The following is a 22,449-nucleotide window of genomic DNA, read 5'->3' on the forward strand; positions in this document are numbered from 1 at the left end:
TTGGCCACCGGGCTTTTTTTATGCACGGGCCGGGCCCGCGCCGCGATCAACGCTCGACGTCGTCGGCGGCACCGCGGGAGCGTCGCTCGGCGCGCGCATCCAGGGCCTGGCGGCCCTCCTTGATCGCGCCCTGCAGCACCGACAGGCGCTGCCGCCATTCGGCCTTGAGCTGCCAGTCGGCCATGCGCATCAATTCGCCCGCGCGGTTGGCGGCACGCACCAGGCCCAGGTTGCTGGCCACGCCCTTGATCGCGTGCGACTGCTCGCGGAACGCGGCCCACTGCCCCGCCTCGCCGTCCAGCTCGGCCTTGCGCAGGCAGGATTCGGCATCTTCCAGGCACTGGCGGATGAACTCACGTTCGAAGCCATCGCCCATGCCCAGCGAGGCCAGCTCGTCCAGCACGCCAGTATCGAGCACGCCATCAAGGTTGGTGGCGGTGCGCACGATGGGCGGTGCGGCGACCTTCAGCTGGGCGTTGTTGGCGATCTCGGCCAGGGTGTCAAGCAGGCGCACGGCCACCACCGGCTTGGCCAGGAATGCATGCGCACCGGCCTGGGTGCAGCGCTGGATCGCCTCGGGGGTGACATCGGCGCTGAGCACCAGCACCGGCGTGCGCGGGCCGCCGCCGGACTGCATCACCCGCAGTTCCTTCAGCATGTCCAGACCACTCATGCCCGGCATGTGCAGGTCGACGATGGCCGCGTCGAATTCGCTTTCGGCCAGCGCGTCCAGCACCGCTTCACCGCCATCGACGCACATCACCTTGTGCCCGGCCTTCTGCAGCAGGCGCTGCAGGACCATGCGGTTGGCCTCGTGGTCGTCGGCCACCAGGATCTGCATGCTGCGCACGCGGGCACGGTGGCGCAGGAACGGATCGGCGAAGGCGATGACGTTGCCACTGGCATTGGTCTCTTCGCCCGGTGCCACCGACGGCACCGCACCGGGCACCACCGGCTGCGGCGGCGCGAACGGCAGCTCCACCCAGAAGTGGCTGCCCTGCGGCGGATTGTCCAGATAGCCGATCTCACCATCCATCGCCTCGACCAGGCCCTTGGCGATGGTCGTGCCCAGGCCGGTACCTTCATGGCGGCGGGCCATGCTGACGTCAGCCTGCTCGAAGGCTTCGAACAGGCGCGGGCGCATGGCCACGGGCACGCCGATGCCGGTATCGAGGATGTCAAAGCGCAGGCGCACCGATCCGTTGGTATCGGCATGGACCACGCTGACGCGCAGCTCGACCTTGCCGTGGTCGGTGAACTTCACCGCGTTGCCGGCCAGGTTCAGCAGGATCTGCCGCAGATGGCCGACATCGCCACGCAGCGTGGCCGGTACGCCCTCGGCCACCTTCACCCGGTAGTCCAGCCGCTTGGATTTGGCCTGCGGCAGCAGGATCAGGCCGATGGCCTGGACCAGGTCGGCCAGGACGAAATCCTCGGCCACAACGCGCAGCTTGCCGGCTTCGATCGCCGAAATGTCCAGCACTTCCTCGACCAGCGCCAACAGGCTGCGCGAGGATGCCTGGATGGTGTTGACGCACTCGCGCTGCTCATCGTCCAGGCGAGTGGTCGCCAAAACTTCTGTCATGCCATTCAGTCCATTGAGTGGGGTTCGGAACTCGTGGCTCATGTTGGCCAGGAAGCGACTCTTCGCTTCGCTGGCACGCCGCGCCTCGGCCATCGCCTCGGTCAGCTGCTTGAGCAACGTCGAAAAATACAAGGGTACGGCCGCAAGGCCAAGCCACAGGCCAATGGCCAGGCGTGCGTTCTGCTCCCAGTAGGGGGTCAACAGGGCCGTGCTGCCGAAGCTGACCATGGCCATCGCCACGGCCACGTACAGGTAGTGGTTGCCGAAGCGCATGCCGTTGCCGACCGTCACCCACATCACCACGATGTAGACCCAGGCCAGCGGCTCGCCCATCTGGATCATGCCCGCGGCGATCAACCCGTAGTCGGCCAGCATGCCCAGAACGCGGCGCGGGTCGGAGCGGCCGGGCCGCCACAACAGCCAGCCGAACAGCAGCAGCGACAGTGACAGGCCGGTCAGGACGATGGCCAGCACGCCCACGTACTGGTCGTGCGGCAGGTCGTGCCGCGGTGCCGGCAACAGCACGTAGAGCAGGATCAGGCTGATCAGGATGATGCGGACGATCTGCTGCCCGTGTTCGCTGTCCTGCCGCAGGGACAGGCGCAGCTTCAGACGCGACAGCAGGGTTCTCACGCGCCCATCCCCGGTCGCGCCGATGCGGTGGAATGCTCGGCGCAGATCTGTTCAAGCTGCTCGCGGCCGCGCAGCAGCGCATCCACGCAGCGTGGATCGAACAGGCGCCCACGTTGGGCGTACAGGTAGGCCAGGGTCGCTTCCAGCGTCCACGCTTCCTTGTAGGGGCGTGGCGAGATCAGCGCGTCGAAGACATCGGCCACCGCGACGATGCGCGCTTCCAGCGGAATCGCGTCGCCCACCAGGCCATCGGGGTAGCCGCTGCCGTCGTAGCGCTCGTGGTGGCGCAGCGCGATCAGCGCACCAACCTGGATGAAGCGGTTCTGGCTGCCGCTGAGCAGTTCGTGGCCGATGCGCGGGTGCCGGCGCATGATCGCCAGCTCCTCGTCGTTGAGCTTGCCCTGCTTGAGCAGCACCGCATCGGGAATGGCGATCTTGCCCATGTCGTGCAGCGGGGCTGCCATTTCGATCAGCTTGACGTCTTCCTCGGGCAGGCCCAGCTGCTCGGCAATCAGCCCGGCCACGCGCGCCATGCGTTCCAGATAGGCACTGGTGCCGGCATCACGGAACTCGATCGCCCGTGCCAGCCGCGAAAGCGTCTCGCGTTCGCGCTCTTCCACCTCGTGCATGCTGGCCAGCAGGCGCTGCTCCAGCGACAGCGCACGCTGTTTGACGTTCTCGGTCTGCTGCCTCAGCTGCAGCAGGTTGTAGCAGCGGGCGCGCAGTTCGCGCGGCCGGATCGGCTTGACCAGGAAATCGATCACCCCCGCTTCCAGGGCTGCCTGCCGGATCGGCTCGTCGCCGACCACGGTGATCAGGATCACCGGAATGTCGCGGTGTTTGGGCAGGCGCCGGAAGCGGCGGGCGAATTCCAGCCCGTCCATCTCCGGCATGCGGTAATCGAGCAGCAGCAGGTCGACCGGGTAGGACTCGCACCAGGCCAGCGCGGTGAGCGGATCACCGAAGTCGTGCACGCTCAATTCCGGCGCGATGTCTTCGATGACATGGCGCAGCATCGTCCGGGCGGACGTCTGGTCGTCGACGATGACGATATTCAAGGCGTTCTCTGCCTGCTTCTTCGACCACGCTGAAAGGTCAGCCAGCGAGGATACTCCGCCGCTGTGCACACTGGCACCCTGCATCGGCACGACTCCCGTCACGAGCACCCCGGTTCATGATCGTCGTCACAATGTGAAGCGGGTTCTCCACATTGCACCCTCCCCAACCCCATCAAGCCATAGCGGGTGTCAAGGCCGTGCAACAACCATACGCCGAGTACGGGGGCCGTCAATCGCACCGCCCCACGATTCGGGACGGTGCGCACAGTCGATGCGGAACTGTGTCTTACTGTTCAGGACGCATGTACGGGAACAGCAGCACGTCGCGGATCGAGCTGCTGCCGGTCAGCAGCATCACCAGGCGGTCCACGCCGATGCCCAGGCCGCCGGTCGGGGCCATACCGTACTCCAGCGCACGGATGTAATCGGCGTCGTAGTGCATGGCCTCGTCGTCGCCGCCTTCCTTCGCGGCCACCTGGGCCTGGAAGCGCTGCGCCTGGTCTTCCGGATCGTTCAGCTCGGAGAAGCCGTTGGCCAGCTCCTTGCCGTTGACGAACAGCTCGAAGCGGTCGGTGTAGCCCGGATCGTTGTCGTTGGCACGGGCCAGCGGCGAGACCTCCACCGGGTGATCGGTGATGAAGGTCGGCTGGATCAGGGTGTGTTCGACGGTGGCTTCGAAGATCTCCAGCAGCAGCTTGCCCCAGCCGTAGGACGGCTTGACGCGGATCTTCAGGCGCTCGCAATGGCGCAGCAGCGCCTCGCGGTCGGTGCAGTCGGCCGCCGAGATTTCCGGGTTGTGGTGGCGCACCGCCTCGTCCATGCGCCAGCGGCGGAAGGCCGGGCCCAGGTCGATCTTCGCCCCGTCCCACTCCACTTCGGTGCCGCCGTTGACGGTGGTGGCCACGTCACGGATGACACCTTCGGTCAGGTCCATGATCTCGTTGTACGTGGCGTAGGCCTCGTACAGCTCCATCATGGTGAATTCCGGGTTGTGGCGGGTGCTGACGCCTTCGTTGCGGAAGTTGCGGTTGATCTCGTACACCCGCTCCAGACCGCCCACGGTCAGGCGCTTGAGGTACAGCTCCGGCGCCACGCGCAGGTACAGGTCAAGGTCCAGCGCATTGTGGTGGGTGGTGAACGGCTTGGCCGCTGCGCCGCCGGGGATGTAATGCATCATCGGCGTCTCGACTTCCAGGAAGTCGCGGTTGTCCAGCCACGCTCGCATCGCGCGGATGATCTTCGAGCGCTTGATGAACACCGCGCGCGACTCCGGGGTCACGATCAGGTCGACGTAACGCTGGCGGTAACGCTGCTCGACGTCGGCCAGGCCGTGCCACTTGTCCGGCAGCGGGCGCAGCGACTTGGTCAGCAGGCGGATCGATTCAGCCTTGACCGACAGCTCGCCGGTCTTGGTACGGGTCAGACCGCCTTCGACGGCGATGATGTCGCCCACGTCCCAGCCCTTGAAGGCGGTATAGGCATCGCCCAGCACCGTGCCCTGCAGGAACAGCTGGATGCGGCCGGACTCGTCCTGGATCTGCGCGAAGCTGGCCTTGCCCATGATGCGCTTGGCCATCAGGCGGCCCGCCATCTTCACCTGGCGGCCGTTGCCTTCCAGCGCCTCGGCGGTCCAGGTTTCGGCATTGGCGAATTCGGCCTGCAGCTGCCCGGCGAAATCCGCGCGACGGAAGTCGTTCGGGTACGCGATGCCCTGCCCACGCAGCGCTTTGAGTTTCTCACGGCGCTCGGCGATCAACTTGTTTTCGTCGACGGGGGGGGTATCGGTAGCTTCGCTCATGGATCTGCGGGAATCGTGTAGTGAGGGGGGATGCTGCGCCCGGCACAGCCGGTTGCCCAGCATACCAAAACCGCCCTGCCCCGGCCCCGCCGGCCGGTAGCGCCGGGCCACGCCCGGCGGTCAGCCGACCCGGATCCCCCGGGCGTGGCCCGGCGCTGCCTCAGGCGTTCCCGGGGAACGCCTGGCGCAGTTCTTCCACCAGCACCCGCTGGTTCTCCGAATAGTCCACTGGCACCGACACCAGGTGCACCCCGCCCTCGTTGAACGCAGCCTCCAGGGTGGGGATGAACTGCTCGATGGCCGTCACCTCGTGACCCCTGCAGCCATACGCCTCGGCGTACTTCACGAAATCCGGATTGCTGAAGGTCATGCCGTAATCGGTGAAACCGTCCACCGCCTGCTTCCAGCGGATCATCCCGTAGGCGCCGTCGTTGAGGATCAGCACCACCAGGTTCAGGCCCAGCCGGCGGGCCGTTTCCAGCTCCTGGCTGTTCATCATGAAACCGCCATCGCCGCAGACCGCCAGCACCCGCCGCTCGGGATACAGAATCGAGGCCATGATGGCCGACGGCAGGCCCGCGCCCATCGTCGCAAGCGCGTTGTCCAGCAGCAGCGTATTGGCCACCTGGGTGCGGTAGTTGCGCGCGAACCAGATCTTGTACATGCCGTTGTCCAGCGCCACGATGCCGTCCGGCGGCATCACCGCGCGCACGTCGTGCACCAGCCGCTGCGGGGTGAAGCCCGCTTCTTCGGCACGGTCGGCGATGTGCTCGAGAATGGTCGCACGCAGCGGCAGCAGCGCATCGGCATTCGGTACCGCACCTTCGATGCGGTCGGCCAGCTGGGTCAGCGATCGGCCGATATCACCGATCACCTCCACCTGCGGGAAGTAGACCTGCTCCACCGCCGCCTGCGAATAGCCGATATGGATGACGGTCGGGCCACCCGGGCGCATCACGAACGGCGGCTTCTCGGTCACTTCATGGCCGATGGTCACGATCACGTCGGCCTGGTCGATGGCCATGTGCACGTAGTCGCGCTCGGTCAGCGCCGCGGTGCCCATGTACAGGCCCGAGCCACCGGCCACCGCGCCCTTGCCCATCTGCGTGGTGAAGAACGGAATGCCGGCGCGCTGCACGAAGGCCGACAGTGCCTCGCTGGACTGCGGCCGTGATGCCGCCGAGGCGATCATCAGCAGCGGCCGCTTGGCACCGCGGATGATCTCCGCCGCACGGTCCAGCGCTTCCGGGCTGGCGATGGGACGATCCACCACGTGGGTGGGGATCAGGGCCACGCCCTCCACTTCGGTCGCGGCGATATCCTCGGGCAGCTCCAGCAGCACCGGGCCGGGACGCTCTTCCTGGGCCACGCGGAAGGCCTCGCGGACGATGGTCGGGATGGTGCGCGCCGAGACAATCTGCCGGGCCAGTTTGGTCAGCGGCTTCATCGTGCTGACGATGTCCACGATCTGGAACCGCGCCTGCTTGCTGGCCACGATGCCCTTCTGGCCGGTGATCATGATGACCGGCCACGCCCCCAGCAGCGCATAGGCCGCGCCGGTGGTGAAGTTGAGCGCACCCGGGCCAAGCGTGGCCAGGCACACGCCCGGCTTGCCGGTCAGGCGACCGTAGGTAGCGGCCATGAACACCGCCGCCTGCTCGTGGCGGGTGATGACCAGCTCGATGCTGGAATGGCGCAGTGACTCGACCACGTCGAGGTTTTCCTCGCCGGGGATGCCGAAAATGCGCTCGACGCCTTCGTTCTCAAGTGCGGCGACAAGCAGATCTGAACCCTTGGACATTGGAATGCCGTCCTTTTCGCTGGACTGATGGTGGATCGTTGCAGGAAGGGTGGAAGCTGCGCGTCAACGCTTGTCGAACCACACCGTCTGCGCGTTGACGAATTCGCGGATGCCGAAGTGGGAGAGCTCGCGGCCGAAGCCGCTCTTCTTCACGCCACCGATCGGCACGCGTGGGTCGGAGGCCGAGAAGCCGTTGACGAACACACCGCCGGTCTGCAGACGGCGCGCCAGCTGCATGGCCCGTTCACGGTTGCCGGTCCACAGGTTGCCGCTCAGGCCGAATTCGCTCTGGTTGGCCAGTTCCACCGCATGATCGGCGTCGCGGGCGCGGCTGATCGACGCCACCGGCCCGAACGTTTCAGTGTCGAAGGCCTGCATGCCCGGCTCCACGCCGGCCAGCACGGTGGGCGCATAGAAGCTGCCCGGCCGGTCCAGCTGGTGGCCGCCGACCAGCAGCTGCGCACCGGCATCGACCGAGGCACGCACCTGCGCATCGAGCTGTTCCAGCAGATCCTGCCGCGCCATGGGGCCGATGCGGTTGCCCGCTTCACGGCCATCACCGACGGTCAGCGCATGCACCTTCTGGCAGAACTGCGCCACGAAACGGTCGTAGACCGCTTCCTCGACAATGATGCGCTTGCCGGCGATGCAGACCTGCCCGGTGTTCTGGAAGCGCGAGGCCACGGCCGCGTCCACGGCGGCATCCAGGTCGGCATCGGCCAGTACGATGAACGGATCCGAGCCGCCCAGTTCCAGCACTACCTTCTTCAGCGCCTGCCCGGCCTGGGCGGCGATGCTGCGACCGGCAGCCACGCTGCCGGTGAGGGTCACGGCGGCGATGCGGTCATCGGCGATGGCGGCACTGGTGCCCTCGCGGCTGATGTTGGCGGCGATGAAGGTCCCGTCCGGCAAGCCGGCCTCGCGCCAGGCGGCGTCGAGCAGCTGCGCGGTACCGACGATGTTCTCGGCCGGCTTCAGCAGGAAGCCATTGCCGCCCATCAGGATCGGCACGGCCGCGCGCATCACCTGCCAGTACGGGAAGTTCCACGGCATGATGCCCAGCACCACGCCCAGCGGCAGGTAGGACACGTAGGCCTGGTCGCCCGGCACCTGGGTCGGTTCATCGCGCAGGAACGGTGCGCCGTGGTCGGCGTACCAGTCGCACAGCACGGCGCATTTCTCGATCTCGGCCAGGGCTTCGGCCTGCACCTTGCCCATTTCGGCGGTGGCCAGCGCCGCCAGGGGTTCGCGGTCACGGCGCAGCACTGTGGCCATGGCGCGCAGGACGCCTGCGCGCTGTTCCAGGGTGTAGCCGCTCCAGGCGGCGAAGCCGGCCTGGCCGCGCTGCAGGATCGTTTCCAGTTCGGCGGTGCTGGCGAACGGGTGGTCGGCGATCACCTGGCCGGTGGCCGGGTCGCGGGAGATGGCGGTGGTGGGGGCGGCGGACATGCAGGTCTCCTGTTGTCTCGACAGCGGGCGGGCGGCCCGTGTCCTGGACAGGAATGTGGACCTGTTCGATGGCAGCAACAAGGCGTCTGCTTATCCTGTGACCTGCACTTACCTGTATAGGGAGGGGGTGTTGTGGCAGGGCTTGCAGCCCTGCACCTGCTCAATGCAACGGCAACGGCAACGGCAACGGCAACGGCAATGGCAAAAGCTGGCTATCCGTGGGATGGCGGGGTGGGCCCGATTGAGGGGGACGCTGCAAGTACGTCCCTGTAAGCTCGGTCGCCGCATCCATGCGGCTCACGCCCCCTCAACCGGACCCACCCCGCCTTCGACAGTTTCCCGCGGTCTGCCGGAACGGCGTTCTGCTTTGGTGGGTGCCGACCGTTGGTCGGCACGCGGGCTGTCGGAGCAGCGATCTGCTCTGGTAGGTGTCGACCTTGGTCGACACAGTAGATCCACGCCATGCGTGGATGCATTTCGATTTCCAATTCGAAATATTCGATTCCGATTGAGATTCATCCACGCATGGCGTGGATCTACTGGCCGCCGGCCAACTGTCGAAGGCGGGGCGCTGTGGGCTTGCGGGGTGTGAGCGCCATGGATGGCGCGACCAAGGCTACATGGACGTACTTGCGCCGTCCCCGCAAACCCACAGTGCCCGCCATCCCACGGAATGCCGCTCTGGCTTTTGACGTTGATTCGGCAGGTGCAGGGCTGCAAGCCCTGGCGAACAACCCCCTACTTCCGTGGAAGGTAGGTCACCAGCGAGAGGTCATGCCGGCTCTCCGGCACCAACGCCACGTACTGCAGATCCAGCAACCCGCGCGTGGGATGCATCAACTTCTTCGCGCCCTCATCGAAACGACGCACGTCGTGCTCCGGCCACCACTGCCGGAACTCCTCGCTGTGCGCCGAAATGTCCTCGGCCAGCACCAGGAACGGTGCCTTGTCCGGCGCCTGCGCCATCGCCGCGCGGAACCCGGCCAGCAGGCCACGGCTCATTTCTTCCCAGTTGAGGATGCGTTCGCGGTAAGGCGCGTACAGGAACATCAGCCACAGCGTGTTGCGCTGGTTCGGCGGGAACTGGCTGTAATCCACAAACAGATCGGCAATCGCCGCGTTCCAGGCCAGGATGTCGAAACGCGTATTGCGTACGTAGGCCGGGATCGGCTGCATCGCCTGCACCAGCTGGCGCAGGCCGTCGGTCACGCTCTCGTCCGGCGACTCCAGCGGCACGCCGTAACCAGACAGCGCGAAGGCATAGGCACGTTCGTCATCGCTCAGGCGCAGCACCTTGGCCAGGCGCTCGAGCACCTCGGGCGAGGCGCGTACTTCGCGGCCCTGCTCGATCCAGGTGTACCAGCTGACACTGACCCCGATGGCCAGCGCTACTTCCTCGCGCTTCAGGCCCGGGGTGCGCCGACGCCCGGCCGGCAGGCCAAGCGTGGCGGGGTCGACACGGGCGCGGCAGGCTTTCAGGAAGCCGCCCAGTTCCTTGCGTTCACTCTCGCTGCGCATCATCGCTACCGCCGCATGTGTTGTAGCGTCGAGCCATGCCCGACGCATCTGCCAGCCTGCGAAAAGCAGCCAAGCATGGCTTGGCTCTACAGAAAGCCGATTCAGCCGCCCTCGGCATTGCGCTCGAGGGCGGTGACATCCGCGCAGGCGCGTGGATCAGGCATCGATGCGTTTGGAACCCACCGCCAGGCCGGCCTTCAGGCTGGCTTCGACGAACTCGTCCAGGTCGCCATCGAGCACCTTCTGCGTGTCCGAACGTTCGATGCCGGTGCGCAGGTCCTTGATACGGCTCTGGTCGAGCACGTAGTTGCGGATCTGGCTGCCCCAGCCGATGTCGGACTTGGTGGCTTCCACGGCGTCCTTTTCGGCGTTGCGCTTCTGGATTTCCAGCTCGTACAGCTTGGCGGCCAGCATCTTCATCGCGTTGTCGCGGTTCTGGTGCTGGCTGCGGCCGGTCTGGCAGGCCACAACGATGTTGGTCGGGATGTGAGTGATACGCACCGCCGACTCGGTCTTGTTCACGTGCTGACCACCGGCACCGGACGAGCGGTACACGTCGGTACGCAGGTCGGCCGGGTTGATGGTGATATCGATGTTGTCATCGATTTCCGGCGACACGAACACCGAGGTGAAGCTGGTGTGGCGGCGGTTGTCCGAGTCGAACGGCGACTTGCGCACCAGGCGGTGCACGCCGGTCTCGGTCTTCAGCCAGCCATAGGCGTAATCGCCTTCCACGCGCAGCGTGGCCGACTTGATGCCCGCCACATCGCCACCGGACACTTCCATCAGCTCGGTCTTCCAACCGCGCGATTCGCACCAGCGCAGGTACATGCGCAGCAGGATTTCGGCCCAGTCCTGCGCTTCGGTGCCACCGGCACCGGCCTGGATGTCGACGAAGGCCGCGGCATTGTCCATCTCGCCGGAGAACATGCGCTGGAACTCCAGCTTCTCCACGTGCGCCTGGTGCTTGTCCAGGTCGGCGACCACGGCCAGGGCGGTGTCTTCGTCCTGTTCGGACTCAGCCAGTTCCAGCAGCTCGGTCGCGTCGGTCAGGCCGTCCAGCACCGAGGCGATGCCGCCCACGGTCTTTTCCAGACTGGAGCGCTCGCGGCCCAGATTCTGCGCGTACTCGGCGTTGTTCCAGACGTCGGGGCTTTCCAGCTCCCGCGTTACTTCTTCAAGACGCTCTTTCTTGGCGTCGTAGTCAAAGATACCCCCTGAGCGACACCACACGATCGGTCAGATCGGCGATGCGCTGGCGGACAGGATTCAGTTCGATCATGTCGGCGGTTATGCACTAAATAGATGACTGCCAATGATACCGCAGGACGCCCCACCCGTAGAGTCAAGCTGGCTCGACTGCCCTTGAAGGTCCGCCTGCCGGGCGGTGCCCGGCCTGCCCGGGTCAGGCGCGCCGCCGCTACGCCCCGCCCAGCGCCTGCCGCAGCACGGGCAGCTGCCGCCGGCTGCACGGCACTTTCGCCCCGTCAGCCATGTGCAGCAGGGCCTCGCCCCCATCGAGGGGCTCGATCGAGCGCAGCTGGCCACGGTGGATCAGCCAGCTGCGGTGCGGGCGCAGGAACTGCCCCGGGTCCAGCCGCTGCTCCAGCACCGCCATGGTGATCCGCAGCGGGTAATCGTGGCCGCGTACCCGCAGGTTCACGTAGTTGCCCGCCGCCTGGGCGTATTCCACATCCTCAGTGGCGACCAGGAACTCCTTGCCCAGCTTGCGCACCAGGAAATGCTGGGGGCGCTCGACCGGCTCCACCGGCGGCCCGGCATCGGGCGCGACCAGCAGGTGCGCCTCGCCCTGGCGCTGGCGACCGAACCAGGCCACCGCATGCACGGCAATCACCAGCAGGCTGTAAGTCTGCACGTCCTTGAAGAACTCGTAGAACCACTGCGCCGGCCAGTCGCCATAGGTGTAGTGCTGGCCCACCAGGGCGAAGGCCAGCTTGCGCAGCAGGACCATGGCACTGACGTGCAGCAGCCACCAGGCGATGCCACCCAGTACATAGAAGCCGATCCGGCGGCGCCAGGTGTCGGCATGCAGCGGCCAGCGCCGCGCGGCGGCATGCAGCAGGGCCAGCAGGCCGAGACTGGCCAGCGCACTGCTGAACTCCTCGATCGAGATTGACCCTGCCGCGAAGGCCTCCCCGTCGCGCAACGCCCGCATCCACTTCACCAGCACATTGGCGACCGCAGTGCCCAGGAACAGCACCGACCAGAACACGGCGGTCAGCACCGTGCGATGCGGACGCTCTGCAGCTGGGACGGACAACGCCGCCGGATCTCCATTTTCCATCCCGCCATTGTTGCCCATCCGGCCCGGCGTGCATCGGCCATTGGTCCCAGCAGCCCCGCCATTGGGCCCGGAACGGCCGCCATTGCGCCCTTTGCGCTGGTGGCGCGGCGGCCAGCGACCGAAGCTGCGGCGTCCTCCTGATACCCCCTTGCCATGCAACGTCGCCACGATCTGGACACCCTGCGCATCGCCGCCTTTGCGCTGTTGATCCTCTACCACGCCGCCATGGCCTACGTGGCCGGCTGGGATTTCCACCTCAAGAGCGCCTACACCGCCGAGTGGCTGCAATGGCCGATGATCGCCCTGAACCGTTGGCGCATGCCGCTGCTGTTCGCCATCAGCGGCATCGCCCTGGGCTTGTCACTGCCCGCGCAGGGCCGACTGCCGCACACCCTGCGCCGTTGCTGGCGCCTGCTGCTGCCCCTGCTGTTCGGCATCGTCGCGGTGGTGTCCCTGCAGGCCTACTACGAGGCATTGGACAAGGGCGAGGTGGCGCCGGGGCTGGGTCCGTTCCTGTGGCGCTACTGGCAGTTCCGGCCCTGGCCGGGCGCGCACTTCAGCGGTGCGGCCTACGGCTTCACCTGGAACCACCTCTGGTACCTGGCCTACCTGCTGCCGTACACCGTGCTGGCCGTGGTGCTGGCCAGCCTGCTGCGTCCGCTGCGCGGGGCGCTGCCGCGCTGGCGGATCAGCGACCGTGTGCTGGGTGGGCTGCTGCTGGTGCTGCCGGTGGCCTGGCTGGCCTGGGCGCTGCTGGTGTTGATGCCGCGCTGGCCGCCCACCCACGCGCTGCTGGACGACGTCTACGTGCACGCCGAGTCGCTGCCGCTGTACCTGGGCGGGTTCATCGCCGCACGCTGGCAGCGTGGCTGGGAACTGCTGGTGCGCGGGCGCCGGCTGACCCTGGCGCTGGCCGGGCTGGGGCTGTGCCTGGAACTGGGCATCCGCGCACTGGCCCGGCTGCCGCATGTGGGCGAGCTCGACGCCTGGGTGCTGGCACTGCCCTGGAGCCAGACCGAACGCGTCGGCCGCGCGCTCTATACCTGGTGCATGCTGCTGGCCCTGTTCGGCTGGGCCCGGGTGCTGCTGTCGCGCCCGTGGCCGGGCCTGGACTACTGCCGGGAGGCGGTGTTCAGCTGGTACATCCTGCACCAGACCGTGCTGATCGTACTGCTGTATGCACTGCGACCGCTGCAGCTTGGCCCGTGGCTGGAGCCTGCCTTGCTGGTGGCCGGCACGGTCGGTGGCTGTCTGCTGATCCACGAACTGCTGATCCGCCGCGTGCCCTGGCTGCGCCCCCTGTTCGGGCTGCGTACCGGGTCGCCTTCACTGCCCGTGGTACGCGTTGCGCCGGTGTAGAGCCGAGTCCACACTCGGCTGTTATTGCCGTGAGCCGAGCATCGGCTCGGCTCTACACGACAGGGTTGCCAACCCGACAATGAGGACAACGGATGTTCCAGACCCAATGGCACCTGTGGTTGCAGCACACCTTCGACGCCAGCTGGGTGCTGGCGGTGATGCAGTTCATCAGCCTGCTTGGCTATGAAATGGCCTATACCGCGCTGATCCTGGTCTGCGCCTTCGGGATACGCCTGCGCGCCGGCCTGAGCGTGATGTTGGCGGTCCTGCTGATGGCCTGTGCCACCCACGCCATCAAGCAGAGCGCCGCCCTGCCCCGCCCGTCCGACGTGGATGCGGCGGTGCTGGACAAGGGTGAGCCGTCGCACCCGTTCGTGGTCGATGGAGGAGGACGCACCTTCTGGTCGCTGCCCGATGCGCAGGCCACGGCAATGCTGCGGGCACAGCCCGATGCCGACTATGGCTTCAACAGTGGCCATGTGGGCGTGGCCACGGCCGCCTGCGTGGGCCTGCTGCTCGCCTTCGGCATCCGCAGGCGTTGGCTGCGCGGGTTGCTGGCGCTGGGCTGGCCGCTGCTGATGGCGTTGTCACGCATGTACCTGGGCCGGCATTTCCTGGCGGATGTGCTGGCGGGTTGGTTGATCGGTCTCGGGGTGGCGCTACTGGCCTGGCAGTTGATGCCGGGACTGCGAGGCGCACGGCGCTGGCAGCTGCCGGTGCTGCTGGGCTGGGCGTAGCCTTGGCGTGGGCCTCGCTGTGGACGCCCCTGGTGCCGCTGGGTGAAGCCTCGCGCCTGCTGGCACTGGCCCTCCTGGTGGGCTGGCTGCAGTGGCGCGGCTGGCCGATCGATCCGCAGGGCGTGGTGCAACGGGTGCTGAGGGTGCTGGGCGTGGTGGTGGTCTATCTGCTGGCGCGGCCGGCCATCGAATGGCTGGCCTACAGGATTCCGCTGCCGGATGCGCCGATCACCGAGCTGCTGTGGCACACCGTCGGCACGTTGTTGATCCTCGGCGGTGGCGTGGCCCTGGCGCGGTGGATTCCGCGCCAGCGCCGCCCCGTTCAGTAGATCCACGCCATGCGTGGATAAACCGGGCACCGCAGCCACGCATGGCGTGGCTCTACTTCAGTGCCCCGCCGCGCAACAAGCTTCAGTAGATCCACGCCATGCGTGGATAAGCCGACGAAGCAGCGCCGCGTCAGGCCCGGCGGACGCGGGGGATTCCACGCAGCCACGCATGGCGTGGCTCTACTTCAGTGCCCCGCCGCGCAACAAGCTTCAGTAGATCCACGCCATGCGTGGATAAGCCGGCGAAGCATCGCCGGGCCAGGCCCGGCGGACGCGGGGGATTCCACGCAGCCACGCATGGCGTGGCTCTACTTCAGTGCCCCGCCGCGCAACAAGCTTCAGTAGATCCACGCCATGCGTGGATAAGCCGGCGAAGCAGCGCCGGGCCAGGCCCGGCGGACGCGGAGGATTCCACGCAGCCACGCATGGCGTGGCTCTACTTCGGTGGGCATGCCCCCGCACTACCGCACTTCGAACTCACCCACCAGCACGGTCTCGGCGCGATCCTGCAGGCGCATGGTGACCATCTGGTCCTTCTGCTGCGGCGTGCCCCAGTGGGTGCTCAGGCGCAGCATCAGGGTCGTGGCACCGGTCACCAGCTGCTGGCGGCTGCCGAAGTAGTTGGCTTCCACCTTGTACTTGCCCGGCTTGGCGTTGCGCAGCGAGAACTGCTCGGGACCATAGCCCCCGGTGAAGTCCTGCGACATCTGCCCGCCCTGGTAGGTCAGGCGGTTGCCGTAGTAAGCGCGCTCGCCATTGGGGTCGGTCACCCACAGGTCCATGTCGCTGTTGTCGGCATCCCAGGCCAGTACCACGCGCAGGTCCAGCGGCATGGCCTGCAGCAGGCGCGGGTCGATGGCGGTGGTGTCGAGCCGGGGCGTGCTGCGCGCGATCAGGGTGGTCAGTTCGTCCAGGGTGATCAGCGCGATGCCGTCGAATCGACTGTCCCAGGGCCGCACCACCACCTGGTACAGCGGTGCCAGTGCCTGCTGCGGCCTGCCCGCGGCGGCCAGGGCCAGGCCGAGATCACGGAAACTCTGTGGCTCCTCCTGGCCCATCGCCAGCACCTGTTCGAAGACGGGCACGGCCAGCGCCGGCGCATCGGCCTGCAGCAGCCGGTAACCCAACACGCGCAGCAGGTGGCGGTTGTCCAGGTCCATCTCGGCCAGGTTGGACAGCACGCGCAGCGCCAGATCCCGCTGGCCCTGCTGCAGCAGCAGGTCGGCCACGTCCAGGAAGAAGGCACTGCTGTCGGCATGTGCTGCGCGTTCGGCCAGGTAGCGGTCGTACAGCTGCGAGGGAGGCCCTTGGCGCAGGCGAAGGGCAATCGGCGAATCCGGCTGCCATGCCGCCAGCTGGATACCGAGCTGGCCACGGTTTGCGCGCGGCGGCGATGCCTCGTCAGCCGACGGGCTGCCGCCGATGATATCCAACGCCAACGATTGCGCCGCGGGCGCCTGACGTTGCGCGCGGGCGGCCTCCATCCGCGATTCGGCGGCCATCATCGGTGCGGGCGGCGGCGCAGGTGCAGCCGGTGCGGGCGCGGCGAGCAGGGCCATCGGCGCGCTGGCGGCCGATTCGTTGTAGAGCATCTCCTTCGCCGCAGACGGCGGGGCCTGCTTCGGCCAGCTGCGGTTCCACCACTGCTGGCGCTCCTTCCACTGCGCGGCCACCTTGTCGAGCCTGCGGCGGTCTTCGGCTGCACGGTCAGCGACCTGGCGGGCGAACAGGCGGTCATAGTCCGCACGCAGCGCACCGGCCGGGCGGATCGCATAGCGCAGGTAGTCCTGCAGGGTTTCCAGCACGATCAGCGAGGTGTCCGGGCCCACCAGCCCGAACTGCTGCGACAGGCGCTGCATCGCTTCACGGCTGCTGCGCCGGTCCACCGCAAGCTGCTGCAGGCGCGCCTGCGCCCACAGCCCAGCAAGCAGGTCGCCATCGTCGCTGCGGGTGGTCGGCGGCAGGGCCTGCCATTGGCCCCCATCGATGCGCACGCGCATCGGCACGCCCTCGGCTGCCAGGCGGGCATGCAGCCACAGCCAGCCCTGCGCTTCGCTGCGGCGATCGATCACCACGTCCTGCACGCCACGCCCGACGTCGATCTGGATGTCCAGCGGTGCGGACAGCAGCTCGCGCGCGGCAGCCTGCACGTCATTGCCCAGCGCCACGAAACGGCCCCCGTGTGCCTCGCTCCAGCCACGCAGGCGGGTGACATCGGTGTGTGCGCCGGCACTGCTGATCGCGAACAGGCGCTGACCAGCGGCAAGCGTCGGCAGCGCTTCCGGGCCGTAGGTCAGCAGGCCATCACTGACCAGCAGGTACTCCTTCACCCCGGGCTGCGGCTGCCAGTTGGCCAGCGCGCTGGCGCCGTCCGGCCGTACCTGCTGCAGCGCCTGGCGCAGTGCGCTCCAGTCGCCCTTGCGGATACGGAACCGCCGCTCGGCCTCGGGGCGGTCGCGCAGCACGGTCAGCACGACATTGCCCTCGCCCATCGCCGCGAAGTAGCGGTCCAGCAGCGCGAACTCGCGTGTGCGATCGCGCTGCCCAGCCGAACCGGAGCCATCCCAGAGCAGGCCCACTTCGCTCGCCACCGTGCGCGGCGTGCGGTCGGCGGGCACCGGCAGCTGGGCCAGCAGGTAATGACCGTCCTGCCACTTCGCCACCTGCACCTGCGACTGGCGCACCGCAGGCAGGGTCCATTGCAGCTGGGCCGGCAGTTGTGCCCCACGCCCCTGCCAGTGCAGCTGCCCGCCCTGCAGAGCGAATGGCGCCTTGCCGGTAGTCGCAGCGCCTGCCACCTGCAGATCCAGCTTCACCGAAGCCGCGCCCGCGGCGAACTGCAGAGGCAATGCCCATTGCCAGCCCTTGTCGGCGAACGCCAAGGGCTCACGCACCACCAGCTGCACGCGGCGGCTGCCGCCGGCCGGCAGCGGATACACGCGCAGCCGGAACTGGTTACCCGCCGTCTGTTCCAGCAGGCCCGGGTCGACACCCCGGCGCGCGATCTCCTCGAAGACCTGGCGGCCGCGATCCTTCGGCACCGGCACCGCCTCGCGCAGCTCGCCATTGATGTCCAGCGCGAAGCCGCTGATCTGCTGGCCATCCCCCAGCGGGAACTGCAGCTCGCCTTCCAGCACGCGGTTGTTGGGATTGTGGAATTCCAGGGTGATGCGGGTCTGCGCTATGCCGGCCTGCACCTCACCCTCGATGCGCGCCTCGCGCAGCTGGATCGGCTGTTCGGCGGCCGGGGCAATCAGCAGCGGCGTGCTGGCCTGCGGCCGCGCGTGACGCGGCGCCTGCGCGTCAACGGGCCAGACCGCCAGCGCAAGCAGGATGAGGGAGGCACAGCGGGCAAAGACCATGGCACGGCTCCAGTGGGATCGTGGACGGTTCAACGCACCAACACGGCAGGTGGGGTTAAAAAGGGGACGGAGGGGATTAAGTCGTTTGTGCACAAACGACTTAATCCCCTCCGTCCCCTTTTTTCAGGCGGGAAGGCAGTGCTCGACGATCAGCTGGATCGCGGTGCCGCCACGGTAATCATCGCAGGCCAGGCGGTAGGCCAGGTGTACGTGTCGGCTGGGTGCATTGCCGTGCCAGCCACCGAAGTGGATGGCGTTGATCGTGCCCGGCAGGCCGGGCAGGCGCAGTTCCAGCTTCAGGTGGCGCTCCTTCAGCACGCGCCAGTTGGCCACTTCGAACTGCCCGTCGAACAGCGGTTCGGGGAAGCCCTGGCCCCAGGGGCCGGCCAGGCGCAGGGCGTCGGCATGGCGGTGGTCGAGTTCGTGCGCGGCCAGTTCGCCATCACTCAGCACGTGCTGCTGCAGCGCGGCCGGGTCCAGCACTTCCTGCACGATGGCAACGAAGGCGGCCTCGAACGCGGGCAGATGCTCCAGGCGCATGCTCAGCCCCGCCGCCATGGCGTGGCCGCCGAAGCGCTCGATCAGGCCAGGATGGCGCGCGTCGACCAGCGCCAGCGCGTCACGGATGTGCAGGCCGGCAATGGAGCGCGCCGAACCACGCAGGGTGTCGGCACCGGGTTCGGCCGGTGCGAAGGCGATCACCGGGCGATGCAGGCGATCCTTCATCTTCGAGGCGACCAGGCCCACCACGCCAGGATGCCAATCGGCATCGAACAGGCAGGCCGCCACCGGGCGCTCACCTTCGGACTGCAGCACCACGCGCGACAGGGCCTGTTCGGCGTCATCGGTCATCGACTGCTGCACTGCGCGCCGTTCGGCGTTGATCTGTTCCAGGGTCTGGGCCATGTCGCGGGCCTGGCGCGGGTCTTCGGTCAGCAGCAGGGCGATTCCCAGTGCCATGTCTTCCAGGCGGCCGGCCGCGTTCAGGCGTGGGCCCAGCGCGAAGCCGATGTCGGTGGCGGTGAGGCGTGCGGCATCGCGGCCGCTGGCTTCGATCAGCGCCTTCAAACCTACGCAGCCCTGCCCTGCGCGCAGCCGGCGCAGACCGGCGCTGACCAGCGCACGGTTGTTCGCATCCAGCGCCACCAGATCGGCCACAGTGCCCACGGCCACCAGATCCAGCAGCGTGGTCAGGTCCGGGCCCTTGCCATCGGCGAACACGCCGGCTTCGCGCATGCGCCGGCGCAGGGCCATCAGCACATAGAAGATGACACCGACCCCGGCCAGCGATTTGCTGGGGAAATCGTCGCCTTCCAGGTTGGGGTCGACAATGACATCGGCCAGCGGCAGCTGCGGGCCGGGCAGATGGTGGTCGGTGACCAGCACCTGCCAGCCGCGCGCCTTGGCGGCGTTGACGCCGGCATGGCAGGCGATGCCATGGTCGACGGTTACCAGCAGGTCCGGCTGCAGTTCGGCCAGCTCGTCCACCAGCGACGGCGACAGGCCGTAGCCATGCACCATGCGGTTGGGCACGGCGTGGAAGACGTGCTGTGCGCCCAGCATGCGCAGGCCGCGCACGCCGACCGCGCAGGCGGTGGCGCCATCGCAGTCGAAATCGCCCACCACCAGGATGCGCTTGTCGTGGGCGATGGCCTCGACCAGCAGCGCAACCGCCGCATCGATGCCGGTCAGCAGCTCCGGCGCATGCAGGTTGCCCAGGCGCGGCAGCGCAAGTTCCGGTGTGGTCGCGCCCCGGTTGGCATAGAGGCGGGCCAGCAGCGGCAGCGTTCCGTCCGGCCAGGGGCCCGGCTGCGCCAGCTCACGGCGGCGGATCATCGGGGTATCGGACACGGGCGTCGCACCATCGGCGGCAAGGGACATCGGCATCGCCGGGTTGCGGAAGACGTCACCATGATAGCGCGGGGCCAGAGATGGGGTCAGATCCCTCTGCGCGCAGAGGGCTCTGACCCCGTCGGAAGCATTTGGAATCGCCCGCCATTTCTTTCATGCTTGCCGGCCCCGAAAAGGATTTCTGCCCATGCACCGCACTTTGTTCCTGGCCCTCGCCCTCGCCCCGGCCGCTCACGCCGCCACGCCCGAGCCGAAAGCCGGCGTGTCGTTCGACCACAACGACTGGACGCTGGCCTGCGACAACACCCGTACCTGCCGCGCCGCCGGCTACAGCCCCGAAGCGTCCGCCAACCTGCTCAGCCTGATGCTGGAGCGTGCGGGCGGCCCCGGCACCAAGGTGGTGGCGCGGCTGCGCAATGGCGAGGGTGACGAGCCGTCGCCGGCCGGCGCGCTGCGACTGCGCCTGAACGGCAAGGACCTGGGTCCGGTGCGCGACACCGGCGAGGGTGAGAAGGTGCTGCTGCAGCAGTCACAAACCGATGCGCTGGTCGCCGCCCTGCCCCGCCAGGCACGCATCGAGATCATCGACGGCAAGGGCAAGGCCTGGCCGATCTCCGACAGCGGCGCCACGGCGGTGCTGCTGAAGATGGACGAGGCGCAGGGCCGCCTGGGTACGCCCGGTGCGCTGGTGCGGCGTGGCGACAAGGCCGAGGCCAGCGTGCCGGCGGCGCTGCCGGTGCCGGTGATCGTGCACGGCAAGCTGGTGGCGCCGCGCGGCACGGATGCGGCGCTGGCCAAGGCGCCTGGCCTGCGCAAGGCGCTGATCGCCAGTCTGCCCAAGGCGGACGAATGCGGGCGCCTGAGCGATGGCGAGCAGGATGAGATCGAGATCCAGCGGCTGGATGGCCAGCATGTGCTGGCGAGCACCAGCTGCTTCATGGGTGCCTACAACTTCAGCAGCGGCTATTGGGTGGTGCAGGACAAGGCGCCGTACAAGGCACGCTTCGTGACCTCCGGTGCGGAGGACTTCGATCGCGATGACGCCACGCTGCGCGGCCGCTTCCGCGGCCGTGGCATCGGTGACTGCTTCTCCGGCCACGACTGGGTGTGGGATGGGCAGGACTTCGTGAAGTCCAGCCGCTTCACCACGGGGCAATGCCGTGGCGTTGCAGGCGGGCACTGGACGCTGCCGACGGTGGTCAGCACGGTGAAATGAGCCGAGCATGGCTCGGCTCTACAGTAGATCCACGCCATGCGTGGATGGCCCCGCTCAGTCGTGCAGCTGGCGGGGCTTCTTCCAGAAATGCCAGCGCTGGCGCTTGTCCAGGCGGAACTGCTGGCCATCTTCGAAATCCAGTTCCAGGCGCTGCAGCTCGCCTCGCTGCAATGCGGTCAGCAGCGGCCGGATCGCGTCGTTGCCGAGCTGCTGCAGTGAACGCAGCTGGCGCAGGTCGACCAGGGCATCCACCGCCTGATCGCCGTCCACCGATACGCCTGCGGCCAGGGCCAGGCCCTGCAGCAGCGCATCGCGGCTGCGCACCTGGGCGTGCGGCGTGCTGACCGACACCGGCATCACGCCACCGCCCCAGAACCACAGCGAATTGATCGGCTGCTGGCCCTGCGCGGCGCGCTGCTGGTTCCAGGAATGGTTGTGCAGCAGCACCTGCGCTTCGGTCATCAGCGCACGCCAGCGGCGGCCGGCCTCGCCTTCGGGCAGGTGCGAGAACAGATCATCACCCAGCACCTCGTCGGGGCTGTCGAAGTCCGGCAGTTCGATGTCGATCGGCAGGCGCAGGTACCAGCGCGCCGGGTCCGGCGCGTCCAGCACGAAGCCGGCATCGGCGAACAGCGGCTGCAGTACCGGCAGCAAGGCCAGGGTGTCGGCCAGCGTGGGCCGCAGCGTTTCGCCGTGGCCCATCATCCGGGCACCGTGCATGTCCGGCACCATGCAGGCCGGGTCGGCACGCAGCCAGCACGCGCCGGCGGCATCGCCGACGTCGCGCTGGCGGGTCAGTGCGGCCACCGGCCAGTGCGGCGCGGCAACCGTGAAATGGCGCTGCAGCTGTGCCCGCTCACCGGCTTCAAACTGCGAGGCCTCGGCGCGGCCCAGGGCACGCGCCACATCATCGGGCAGTGCAGCCGCGGCAAAGCGGCTGCGTGCCGGCAACAACAGGGTCGCCGTTGCCACCCGTCAGTCCAGGTAGCTGACGCTGACGATCTCGTACTCGCGCTGGCCGGCCGGGGCGTCGATCACGATCGAGTCGCCTTCCAGCTTGCCGATCATCGCGCGCGCCACCGGCGAAGAAATGGCGATCAGGCCCAGCTTGATGTCCGCTTCCAGGTCACCCACGATCTGGTACTTCTTCTCTTCGTCGGTTTCCACGTCGGCCAGGGTCACGCTGGCACCGAACACCACCTTGGAGCCGGCGTTGAGCTTGCTCACGTCGATGATCTCGGCGTGCGACAGCTCGCCTTCCAGCTGCTTGATGCGGCCTTCGATGAACCCCTGTTCCTCGCGCGCGGCGTGGTACTCGGCGTTCTCCTTCAGGTCGCCATGCTCACGCGCTTCGGCGATCGCGGCGATCACCTTCGGGCGCTTGACCGACTTCAGGTGATCCAGTTCATCGCGCAGCTTCTGCGCGCCCTTCATCGTGATGGGGGCTC

16 protein-coding genes are annotated in these 22,449 nt (G+C 67.7%); 4 read left to right on the top strand and 12 right to left on the bottom strand.

The features are described from left to right. Window positions 1-46: 46 nt before the first annotated feature. From ACM2ZB_RS04800 to ACM2ZB_RS04835, 8 genes are all read right to left on the bottom strand, one after another. Entirely contained in the window at window positions 47-2,218 is a 2,172-nt protein-coding gene (locus tag ACM2ZB_RS04800) for a response regulator (protein ID WP_416057651.1), read from the bottom strand. After that, window positions 2,215-3,360, bottom strand: coding sequence for a two-component system response regulator (locus tag ACM2ZB_RS04805; protein ID WP_313440233.1), 1,146 nt, complete (start codon window positions 3,358-3,360; stop codon window positions 2,215-2,217). Before ACM2ZB_RS04805 ends, ACM2ZB_RS04800 begins: the two co-directional genes overlap by 4 nt. A gap of 202 nt (window positions 3,361-3,562) precedes the next feature. After that, a complete protein-coding gene (lysS, locus tag ACM2ZB_RS04810; protein ID WP_416057652.1) occupies window positions 3,563-5,074 on the bottom strand; it encodes a lysine--tRNA ligase in 1,512 nt (503 codons plus the stop codon). A gap of 160 nt (window positions 5,075-5,234) precedes the next feature. After that, window positions 5,235-6,875, bottom strand: a complete 1,641-nt coding sequence (locus tag ACM2ZB_RS04815; protein WP_416057653.1) for an acetolactate synthase large subunit — start codon at window positions 6,873-6,875, stop codon at window positions 5,235-5,237. Window positions 6,876-6,938: 63 nt separating this feature from the next. After that, window positions 6,939-8,324: an NAD-dependent succinate-semialdehyde dehydrogenase gene (locus ACM2ZB_RS04820; RefSeq protein ID WP_416057654.1), complete on the bottom strand. Its 1,386-nt coding sequence runs from the start codon at window positions 8,322-8,324 to the stop codon at window positions 6,939-6,941. A 738-nt stretch (window positions 8,325-9,062) separates the two neighbouring features. Next, on the bottom strand, window positions 9,063-9,845 hold the full coding sequence (locus ACM2ZB_RS04825) for a helix-turn-helix transcriptional regulator (protein WP_416057655.1): 783 nt from the start codon (window positions 9,843-9,845) through the stop codon (window positions 9,063-9,065). A 153-nt stretch (window positions 9,846-9,998) separates the two neighbouring features. Next, window positions 9,999-11,124, bottom strand: a protein-coding gene (prfB, locus tag ACM2ZB_RS04830) for a peptide chain release factor 2 (protein WP_108749502.1) whose coding sequence is annotated in 2 segments (ribosomal slippage) — window positions 9,999-11,048 and window positions 11,050-11,124 — 1,125 coding nt in all. Because the reading frame shifts where the segments join, the coding sequence is not laid out codon by codon here. Between the two features lie 138 nt (window positions 11,125-11,262). Beyond that, complete coding sequence (locus tag ACM2ZB_RS04835) at window positions 11,263-12,165, bottom strand: LytTR family DNA-binding domain-containing protein (RefSeq protein ID WP_416057656.1); 903 nt, start codon at window positions 12,163-12,165, stop codon at window positions 11,263-11,265. Between the two features lie 135 nt (window positions 12,166-12,300). Between ACM2ZB_RS04835 and ACM2ZB_RS04840 the strand changes: the two genes are divergently transcribed. From ACM2ZB_RS04840 to ACM2ZB_RS04850, 3 genes are all read left to right on the top strand, one after another. Then, entirely contained in the window at window positions 12,301-13,506 is a 1,206-nt protein-coding gene (locus tag ACM2ZB_RS04840; protein WP_416057657.1) for an acyltransferase family protein, read from the top strand. A gap of 92 nt (window positions 13,507-13,598) precedes the next feature. Continuing rightward, window positions 13,599-14,243 carry a phosphatase PAP2 family protein gene (locus ACM2ZB_RS04845; protein WP_416057658.1) on the top strand — a complete coding sequence of 215 codons (645 nt, stop codon included), beginning with the start codon at window positions 13,599-13,601 and terminating at the stop codon, window positions 14,241-14,243. Window positions 14,244-14,245: 2 nt separating this feature from the next. Continuing rightward, on the top strand, window positions 14,246-14,572 hold the full coding sequence (locus ACM2ZB_RS04850; protein ID WP_416057659.1) for a hypothetical protein: 327 nt from the start codon (window positions 14,246-14,248) through the stop codon (window positions 14,570-14,572). Between the two features lie 461 nt (window positions 14,573-15,033). On the opposite strand, the gene ACM2ZB_RS04855 is transcribed toward ACM2ZB_RS04850, so the two are convergent. Next, window positions 15,034-17,934, bottom strand: coding sequence for a VIT domain-containing protein (locus ACM2ZB_RS04855; protein WP_416057660.1), 2,901 nt, complete (start codon window positions 17,932-17,934; stop codon window positions 15,034-15,036). Window positions 17,935-18,057: 123 nt separating this feature from the next. After that, complete coding sequence (gene recJ, locus ACM2ZB_RS04860; protein ID WP_416057661.1) at window positions 18,058-19,815, bottom strand: single-stranded-DNA-specific exonuclease RecJ; 1,758 nt, start codon at window positions 19,813-19,815, stop codon at window positions 18,058-18,060. Window positions 19,816-19,972: 157 nt separating this feature from the next. Here recJ and ACM2ZB_RS04865 point away from each other — a divergent pair, with 157 nt between their 5' ends. Next, window positions 19,973-21,001, top strand: coding sequence for a DUF1176 domain-containing protein (locus ACM2ZB_RS04865; RefSeq protein WP_416057662.1), 1,029 nt, complete (start codon window positions 19,973-19,975; stop codon window positions 20,999-21,001). A gap of 54 nt (window positions 21,002-21,055) precedes the next feature. Here ACM2ZB_RS04865 and ACM2ZB_RS04870 read toward each other — a convergent pair whose 3' ends face one another. Then, the gene (locus ACM2ZB_RS04870; RefSeq protein WP_416057663.1) at window positions 21,056-21,973 is read right to left on the bottom strand and encodes a phosphoglycerate mutase; all 918 of its coding nucleotides are present in this window, start codon (window positions 21,971-21,973) and stop codon (window positions 21,056-21,058) included. Window positions 21,974-21,976: 3 nt separating this feature from the next. Next, a complete protein-coding gene (gene greA / locus ACM2ZB_RS04875) occupies window positions 21,977-22,441 on the bottom strand; it encodes a transcription elongation factor GreA (protein ID WP_188489793.1) in 465 nt (154 codons plus the stop codon). Window positions 22,442-22,449 lie beyond the last annotated feature (8 nt).

Source organism: Stenotrophomonas maltophilia (genome assembly GCF_047782825.1).
Classification (GTDB): Bacteria; Pseudomonadota; Gammaproteobacteria; order Xanthomonadales; family Xanthomonadaceae; genus Stenotrophomonas.

Excerpts from the sequence above, each read along its gene's own strand:
- ACM2ZB_RS04805 (WP_313440233.1), bottom strand. The coding sequence starts at position 3,360 with ATGCAGGGTGCCAGTGTGCACAGCGGCGGAGTATCCTCGCTGGCTGAC.
- lysS (WP_416057652.1), bottom strand. The coding sequence starts at position 5,074 with ATGAGCGAAGCTACCGATACCCCCCCCGTCGACGAAAACAAGTTGATC.
- ACM2ZB_RS04815 (WP_416057653.1), bottom strand. The coding sequence starts at position 6,875 with ATGTCCAAGGGTTCAGATCTGCTTGTCGCCGCACTTGAGAACGAAGGC.
- ACM2ZB_RS04820 (WP_416057654.1), bottom strand. The coding sequence starts at position 8,324 with ATGTCCGCCGCCCCCACCACCGCCATCTCCCGCGACCCGGCCACCGGC.
- ACM2ZB_RS04825 (WP_416057655.1), bottom strand. The coding sequence starts at position 9,845 with ATGATGCGCAGCGAGAGTGAACGCAAGGAACTGGGCGGCTTCCTGAAA.
- ACM2ZB_RS04835 (WP_416057656.1), bottom strand. The coding sequence starts at position 12,165 with ATGGGCAACAATGGCGGGATGGAAAATGGAGATCCGGCGGCGTTGTCC.
- ACM2ZB_RS04840 (WP_416057657.1), top strand. The coding sequence starts at position 12,301 with ATGCAACGTCGCCACGATCTGGACACCCTGCGCATCGCCGCCTTTGCG.
- ACM2ZB_RS04845 (WP_416057658.1), top strand. The coding sequence starts at position 13,599 with ATGTTCCAGACCCAATGGCACCTGTGGTTGCAGCACACCTTCGACGCC.
- ACM2ZB_RS04855 (WP_416057660.1), bottom strand. The coding sequence starts at position 17,934 with ATGGTCTTTGCCCGCTGTGCCTCCCTCATCCTGCTTGCGCTGGCGGTC.
- recJ (WP_416057661.1), bottom strand. The coding sequence starts at position 19,815 with ATGTCCCTTGCCGCCGATGGTGCGACGCCCGTGTCCGATACCCCGATG.
- ACM2ZB_RS04865 (WP_416057662.1), top strand. The coding sequence starts at position 19,973 with ATGCACCGCACTTTGTTCCTGGCCCTCGCCCTCGCCCCGGCCGCTCAC.